General features: G+C 56.5%; 6 protein-coding genes and 1 riboswitch. All 6 genes read right to left on the reverse strand.

Going from position 1 to position 6,288, the window contains the following annotated elements:
* Positions 1-176: 176 nt before the first annotated feature.
* A complete protein-coding gene (locus NW815_RS02110; RefSeq protein WP_238376949.1) occupies positions 177-584 on the reverse strand; it encodes a hypothetical protein in 408 nt (135 codons plus the stop codon).
* A 237-nt stretch (positions 585-821) separates the two neighbouring features.
* Complete coding sequence (locus tag NW815_RS02115; RefSeq protein WP_414415663.1) at positions 822-1,691, reverse strand: (2Fe-2S) ferredoxin domain-containing protein; 870 nt, start codon at positions 1,689-1,691, stop codon at positions 822-824.
* 11 nt (positions 1,692-1,702) lie between these two features.
* Positions 1,703-2,110: a DUF1636 domain-containing protein gene (locus tag NW815_RS02120; protein ID WP_041436418.1), complete on the reverse strand. Its 408-nt coding sequence runs from the start codon at positions 2,108-2,110 to the stop codon at positions 1,703-1,705.
* A gap of 128 nt (positions 2,111-2,238) precedes the next feature.
* Positions 2,239-4,209 (reverse strand): TonB-dependent receptor plug domain-containing protein, encoded by a 1,971-nt coding sequence (locus tag NW815_RS02125; RefSeq protein WP_414389028.1) that lies wholly within the window; start codon positions 4,207-4,209, stop codon positions 2,239-2,241.
* A gap of 37 nt (positions 4,210-4,246) precedes the next feature.
* Positions 4,247-4,399, reverse strand: a riboswitch (cobalamin riboswitch).
* Positions 4,400-4,744: 345 nt separating this feature from the next.
* Positions 4,745-5,269 (reverse strand): hypothetical protein, encoded by a 525-nt coding sequence (locus NW815_RS02130; RefSeq protein WP_414389030.1) that lies wholly within the window; start codon positions 5,267-5,269, stop codon positions 4,745-4,747.
* A 176-nt stretch (positions 5,270-5,445) separates the two neighbouring features.
* Positions 5,446-6,288: 16S rRNA (cytosine(1402)-N(4))-methyltransferase RsmH (gene rsmH / locus NW815_RS02135; RefSeq protein WP_414415664.1), on the reverse strand; the 843-nt coding region annotated here is incomplete at its 5' end.

The raw sequence follows: 6,288 nt of genomic DNA on the forward strand, positions 1-6,288 counted from the left end.
TCCAGCGTATCATTGACTAGAGTCATGCTCACTGTTAACGCGACTGAGTTGCAAAGGGATCCCCTCCCACATAGGTCGCCCCTATTTTGGCCTGGATCCCTCTTGGGGATGTTTCAGATCACTGCAAAAGTGCTCCGCACCGCTGACGGGATGGGAAGAGCTTGTACGGGAGCAGCTCACCGCAGTTTCTCCTCTCCCAGCCACACCCGGCGACGTCCTCTGTCCCACACCAGCAGCGCGTGGATCCCGATCCAAAGTCCTGTCCACAGCCAGTTGTGCAACCAGATTTTGCCCAGAATGGGCAGGGTCAAGCCCTCCGTTCCCCCCAAGACCAGGCCGGCTGCCAAAATCAGCCCTTCAAAAGCCAGAAACCCCAAGATGAGCATGGCCGGGATCCAGAGATAGTTCAGCAGCAGTTGCCTTGGCCGAAGCGGCTTGGACTGAGAAAACAGAGGTCGGTAACCGCCAGCAAGAGCAATCCCCACCGTGCCGATCCCCAGCACCAACCCCCAGGCAAACGAATCGGGAGTGCGGGGATAGTTGTGCCAGGTGTAGCCAAAGATTTGGTTGGCCAGCCAAATCATCAAAGCACTAATGATTGCCCTTTGGCGGGTTAAAGTTGTGCCTGCAACAATACCAACAGTTACAAAAGGAAGGGTACATGTATAAGCAATATTGCTGAGACAGCCGACGGTGGTAAACAAGCTGGGCCAGAACCAGCCTCGGGCCAAATCTTGAGCAGCTTGTATCCAAAGTGGGGCTGAGATCAAGCGGCAAGATCTGGGGATAGGTTGAGCACTCGATTGCAGGCCAATCATGCTTTAATCTCCTGGAAAAAGGTGGTCTTTCAGAGGACAGCTATTAAGCAAATGCTCAAAAACAATTTGCCGAGCTACTTGGGGAGTAACCCGCTTGTACCAGGTGCAATCTCCGGAGTAAAAAACCACCGGCCCCTGTTGGCAAACTTCCAAGCAGCCTGAGGTGATAACCTGTACGTCCAGGTTGGCTTCTCGAAGGGCGGATTCCAGAGCTTCTACAACCGGTTGGTAGTTGCGGGAAGGATAACAACGGCTGGAACGACAGACGGCAAGGTAGGGACGTTTAAGAGGGTTATCCTCATAGGGGATCCGCTCTTTCCCCTGCACATAGATGGCGCGGATGCGCTCGTAAAGAGAAAGCTTTTGGTAATCTGCTTTGCCTTCCGGCAGGTAGTCTTCCTCTGGCCCCAAAAAGGGGCTGGGCAGAAAAATCTGCAGCAAAGGTTCTTCTGCTCCATTCCAGAATTGGATCCCCCACATGCGGGGCTGACCTTGGGGATTGAGGCGCCGGTAGAGAGCAGCACAGCTAACCAATCTTTTGCGGCGCAGCTCGGGTGGGGTCTTGCGATGGGGGCCGCCTTGGTGCTCCTCCAGGCACAAATGCAGGTGCCAAGTTTCGGTGGCAACGGTTAGATAGCCATCGTAGAGCACGCACAAAGCTGGAGGTTTCTTGAAAGCCAGCTCCAGCACCCCGCCTTCCGCCACATGGCCCACCTGGATCTCGGCCCAGTGCTCTTGAAACAGCTCGTAGAGCAACGGCCCCAAGCAGTCAATATGGGCAGGGATCCCTTCATAAAGGGTTGTCCAACCCGTCAGAGAAACTTCCTGCCAAGCTTGATGGAGGGGGGTTATCCAGGGGGTAAAAGTGGCCATGAGAAAGCTCCTCAGTGCAGTGGTGGAATACGAGCAATCACCCCTTTTTTGAGAGGGCGCTCGGCCCAGGGTAGGATCCCATCTGGCTTGGTGAGGTAGAGCTCTGCTGTCTGCAGAATGAGATCCACATCTTTTGGATCGAGATCTCCAAAAACATAGGTCATCTTTTGAGGTGCTGCCAACGCAACGACACAAGCATGGCTGCAGCCGCTCATACAGGCAACCGGCTTCAGGGTCAGTTGAGGATTGAGGGTTTGAGATTGCAGGGCAGACAGCAGCATTTCTCCCTTGCTAATCCCTTCTTTTTGGCCGTTAACCCACCGAGATCCGCAAGTGACACAAACCCAAAGACAATGGCTGCTGGGTTGCTGGGCAGCGCTGCCAGCTTGGATGGGCAACTGGGAAGTTGATCGAGACATGGTGCTCCTTGATATAGTCATAGGTTTCTGTCCAAGCAAAGGGTGTGAGAAGAGGCAAAGACGATCTCAATGTCTTGGCCAAGGATTCAGCAGTGAGTTAGACAGCTAAAAGTCAGCCTCAAGTCGCTCTAAAATTGGCCCCTTAAATTAAGCCGAACGGTGCGACCCACTCCGGGGTAGCCGGGGAAAACCTCATATTGCTCATCCAGCAGGTTATCGACTCCCACCTCGAGAGCGAGATTTTCTGCAACCGGGATCCCTCCCCGCAGAGCTAAGGTGGTGTAGCCGGGCAGAGATTGGGTATTGGCGTTGTTGGTAAAGAAAGTGCCAATGTGATGCAGGAAAACTGAGGCATACCGATCCTCTGCATCGCGGTAGCTCAGGCCCAGGTTTAGGCTGTCTGCTCCCACAAAGGCTAACTGTTTGCCAACCGCTTTGGGATCCAGCGCCGAGCGGATGATGGGATCGTTTAGGGTGTAGTTGGCAAAAAGAGTCCAGTTTTCCCCCAATCGCAAATCCAGGGCTGCTTCCAAGCCCGTGTATTCCACGAGCTCAATGTTTTCGTAGGTTCCCCTGCGCGGGCCAGTGCTGACAAAGGTAATGCCATCGCGGATGCGGTTATGGGCAAAGGTCAAGCGCAGTAGGCCAAAATCTCCCAAAGCCTGATCCAGGCCAATGTCAAAACTCTCTCCCCGCTCCGGGCGCAAATTGGGGTTCCCATCTACCTCAAAAAAGCCCCGCAAACGAAAGAATAAGTTTGAGATCAAGGGGGTGCGAAAGCTGCCGGCATAATTGGCCCTCAGGGTGGTGCCTTCTGCCAAAACCCAGCGGATCCCTGCGGCAGGAGAGGTGGCCGAACCGTTGACCAGATTGCTCGAATCTTGGCGAACACCTAAGTTGAGATAAAAGTTGGGCTGTGGCTTGTAATCCAGGCGGGCAAAGAGGGCCCCTTGGTTCACGGTATTGTCGTAGTTGACATTGGTGGATCCCCTGGCAAAGGAGAAGGTGGTGTTGCGAGCTGAAATGGATCGGTAATCCGCTCCTAGAGTAAGCTCCAGGTTTTCAGCAGCCTTCCAGGTGTATTGCAGTTGGGATCCCCACCCCGTTCGCAGGATCTCATCCCGGGATCCCTGGCTTTGTGGGGCGCTGAAGCGATAGTTGAGGTCGTCAAAAAATACCCTAGCTTGCAGGGATCCCCTCTCTTGATCCCACAGCCAACTGAGATCTAACAGCAGGTCGTTGGTGTTTTGCACTGCATCGGGGGAGGGAAACTCGGTGCTGCCAGGCACCTGAAACGCTTTATTGAGATAAAGGGCATTTCCGGTTAGGACCTGGCCTTCTGCCAGTTGCCAGGTGAGTTTGGCTTGTAGGTTGTGGTACTCCACTGCCGAGTTCTCCCGCCTGCCTGCTTTGCCCAAACGCCTAATTTCAAAGGGAAAGTCGTTGTTGCTCTGCAGACGGCGATAGCTGACCACCCAGCCCAGATCCTGCGCTTGGCCGCGGTTTTGGATCCCTTGCTCGTTGAGGCCGTAGCTGCCGATAGCCGCTTCCAGCACGGTCTCGGATCCCGGCTTTGGCTCCAGGGTTACGATGTTGATGACCCCGCCAACGGCATCGGAGCCGTATAAGGTGGAGCCCCCACCTGGAGAGATCTCAATACGCTCGACCACATCTGTAGTGATCTGAGACAGATCGAACCCGCCAAAAAAGCCCAGGTCGTTAATGGGGCGGCCATCCAAGAGCACCAACACCTGGGCCGTTCGTCCTCCCCGCATAAACTGGGAGCTAAGGGCTCCCAACTGGGTTCCCGCCGTGCCGTCGCTGAGGATCCCGGGCAGGTAGCGCAGGGCCTCCTGAACGGTTCTTGCCCCTTGCTCTCGAATTTGCTGGCGGGTAACGACGTAAACCGGGCGGGAAGAATCCCGCAGCAAGCCGGGGCGACGAAAAGGCGTGGTGACGGGTTGATTTAAAATCTCGGCGCTAACGCCGGTTTCCAAAACCTCTTGAGCTGAGGGCGGGGAAGCTGCCGGCTGCGCCCACGCTGGGATCCCCAAAACAAAGCCCCCCAGCGCCAGGCTGAGACCTAGAATGGGATTCATTTTCCTAAAGCTCCTGATTCCGTGCGACGCGGAAGAAATGCGAGCCAAAACCGCAGGCGGGCATCCTGACTGAGGGCATGGGTCTAGCCCAAGCCCATCACAGTTGCGGCACAGCGCCGGATTTGCACCGGACTTTCCCCTTTACATGCCCTGGCTGATCCCCAGGACAACCTGTCGGTACAGCTTTCTCTGCGATTGCTCCGAAAAAGCCGTGCTAGGCATCATACATCCCCTGCTCTGGAGTTCCTATCCTGCCAGGGGGGATGTCATCCCCAGGGGTGAACGGGATCCCAACGGCAATCCCAGGGCTTCGGATGGGCCACATCCCATTTAGGCCAGATTTCTTCACTGCTTTGTAAGCAGTTGAAGGATAGCCCGCTGCTACTCCAGATCGCGAGGCCCAGGGATCCCTTGACTTTTGAAGAATTTGAAGAATAGGGAGGATAGAGATACGCTGAGATCTTGCAAAATCTACAGCCTTTGGGAGAGTAAGAGGGGAGCAGTGGCTTGGCTGCTGTCCACGGGATTCATTGGACTAGTACCCAACCGGGTAGAAAAGAGGAGCTTTTTCGATTTCAGGCGGGGCTGTCGTCTGGTGGGCTGGATCCGGTTCAACATGGCTGGGAGAGGCAATTGGCACCTCAATCATCCGATCCGGTACCAGCGGCACCATTTCGGAGCGGTCGGCAATTTCCCGCAGAGAATTGGCGATGGATTCCTGAGTCAGCAGAAACTGTCGTTCGTTGCGTTGCATCTGCTGCCACACCTGGTAACGCTGGCTCCACCGGCTTTGGGTATGCACAGTCCAACTGTAAAGGCTCAACACTGAAACGCCGGAGAGGATAGCCATCCCTGTGGAGATCTGCTTCCACCAAGCTAGGTGTTCTGCCCAAGCCGAATGTTGGCTGCGAGGATGGGCTGATTTCAACTTCAAATCCAAAGGCTGGGTGCGGCTGGCTTGAACTGTACCGGAGAGGGGTCGGCTCAGAGCAGAAGGCTGTCTGTGGCGACGAGGGCTCTTGGGACGATCAAGACCTGCGTTCAAAGGCTGGCTAACCATAGGGCTTAACCTCACACACACCAAGGGATCCGACGGTGCAGGACTGCCGGTTCCGCTTCACCCTAGTTCCCCGCATCCCCCAATAGCAACCCCCTTCTCCCGATTCCTGGTCTCGGCGGGCTAGCCGTCCGCTTCACAGTAGCCGATCTCTTGAGAGCGGGAGAACCAACCTAAACCTACATCTGACTGCTGCGGGCAGCCACTCGCAGTTTGGCAGAGCGGGCCCGTGGATTGCGTTGCCGTTCCAGTTCGGAAGGGGACAAGGGCTTGGGGGTGAGCACCTGCCAACGGGGATCCCTGCGGAAGGCCCATTTCACCAAGCGATCTTCAAGGCTATGGAAGCTGATCACGGCCAACCTGCCGCCGGGTTTCAACCAAGTGGGGGCTTGGGCCAGTAAGGTTTCTAAAGCCTCCAGTTCTCGGTTCACGGCAATGCGCAACGCCTGAAAGACGCGGGTGGCCGGGTGGATGCGGCCTCGCCGAGCTGCCGGAGGTACTGCCTGCCAAACCACCTGGGCCAACTGAGTGGTTGTGGCGAGGGGACGAGCCTGCTCGATGTGATGGGCGATGCGGCGGGCAAATCGCTCTTCGCCGTAACGGGTGAAAATCTCGATCAACTCTTCGACCGGGCGATGATTAACCCAATCGGCAGCGGTTTCCTGAGCGGCACTGGGATCCATGCGCATGTCCAGCGGCCCCTCCCCGCGAAAGCTAAATCCCCGCTCAGGGCAGTCCAGTTGCGGAGAACTCACCCCCAAGTCGGCCACGATGCCATCGAAGGGGATCCCCTGCCCCTGCTCATCCCGAAAGCCGTGCTGCTGCAGATCGAAATCGGCAAAATTGAGGTGCCACAGTTGGATGCGGCTGCCGGGGATCCCTTCTGCTGCAAAACGCGCTTGCGCCGCCTGTAGAGCCGCCGGATCCCGATCCAACCCCACCACTCGGGCAGCTCCCCCCCGCAGCAGCGCCAAGCTGTGCCCACCCCCTCCCAACGTCACATCCAGAAAAGTGCCGCCCCC

This window comes from Synechococcus sp. R6-7 (assembly GCF_047461695.1).
Lineage (GTDB): Bacteria > Cyanobacteriota > Cyanobacteriia > Thermostichales > Thermostichaceae > Thermostichus.

Coding starts and splice junctions, on each gene's coding strand:
- NW815_RS02110 (WP_238376949.1), bottom strand. CDS start 584: ATGATTTGGCTGGCCAACCAAATCTTTGGCTACACCTGGCACAACTAT.
- NW815_RS02115 (WP_414415663.1), bottom strand. CDS start 1,691: ATGGCCACTTTTACCCCCTGGATAACCCCCCTCCATCAAGCTTGGCAG.
- NW815_RS02120 (WP_041436418.1), bottom strand. CDS start 2,110: ATGTCTCGATCAACTTCCCAGTTGCCCATCCAAGCTGGCAGCGCTGCC.
- NW815_RS02125 (WP_414389028.1), bottom strand. CDS start 4,209: ATGAATCCCATTCTAGGTCTCAGCCTGGCGCTGGGGGGCTTTGTTTTG.
- NW815_RS02130 (WP_414389030.1), bottom strand. CDS start 5,269: ATGGTTAGCCAGCCTTTGAACGCAGGTCTTGATCGTCCCAAGAGCCCT.